The sequence below is a fragment of the Herbaspirillum sp. B65 genome (assembly GCF_000333555.1).
Taxonomy (GTDB): domain Bacteria; phylum Pseudomonadota; class Gammaproteobacteria; order Burkholderiales; family Burkholderiaceae_D; genus Herbaspirillum; species Herbaspirillum rubrisubalbicans.
In genome coordinates, this window is record NZ_BADI01001043.1 from 1 (window position 1) to 892 (window position 892).

At 59.8% G+C, this 892-nt stretch carries 1 protein-coding gene; it reads right to left on the reverse strand.

The features are described 5' to 3' along the window. Positions 1 to 871: exosortase B (xrtB, locus tag I5W_RS24500; RefSeq protein WP_044531208.1), on the reverse strand; the 871-nt coding region annotated here is incomplete at its 3' end. Positions 872 to 892: the final 21 nt, after the last annotated feature.

Below are 892 nucleotides of genomic sequence, written 5' to 3' on the forward strand. Positions count from 1 at the left end.
CATGGCGCACCGCGATCCAGCGCAACAGGCCATCCAGTGCAATGATCAATCCAAGTGCCACCAGGAACAGCAGCATCCCGGCGAAACCATGCAGGAAGCCCTGCCCTGCCGCATCGCCCATGTAGAAGGTGATCAGCGCCAGTACCATCACACGCACCGTATGGGCAGTGAAGGAAATCGGCACGATCAGGACCGCCAGCAATACATTGCGCAACAAGGACTGATGGCGCACCAGATTCATGTACAGCAAGCCCAGTGCTTCCAGCGTAAAGAGCGAGTTCAGACCGGCACAGGCATCGGCCACCAGCAACTGGTAAGGCCCGATGTAGAGGATCACGCCACTGCGTGCAACCGGATAGCCAAGCAGATGCAACACCTGTTCGGAGGCATAGGACACGCCGATCTTCAACGGTTGCGTCAGCAGGTCCACCACCGATGCCGGCAAGGGCACCATGAACAGCATGAAGAAGAAGGCAAACCACAGACGACGGCAAGTGCGCACGCCGAACTGGAACAGCACGATGGCCATGAGCATCGGAATGAGTGAGCCCGCTTCCAGAAACAGCACCGTCTGCGAACGTCCCAACACGAAGCACAGCAAGCCCAGCAACAGGACCACCAAAGCTGCGACCGGTGCCGGCTGGCGTTCGACCAGACCTTCTTCGAGCAACTGCCGCACGCGCACGAACAGGTAGCAGCAGGCCACCGCCAGCACGATGGGGCCATGCGCATTACGTTCGGTCCCCCATACCCCGTGGAACAGATCGATGAAACTGGGGATATACATCACGCCCAGCCCTGCCGCGACGATCAGCCAAGGCACTCCGGAGAAGCGGGGTTGGGGTATCGGGCGGATGGTGTCGGCAGTCATCGGTATGTTTCGTAGGGGTCA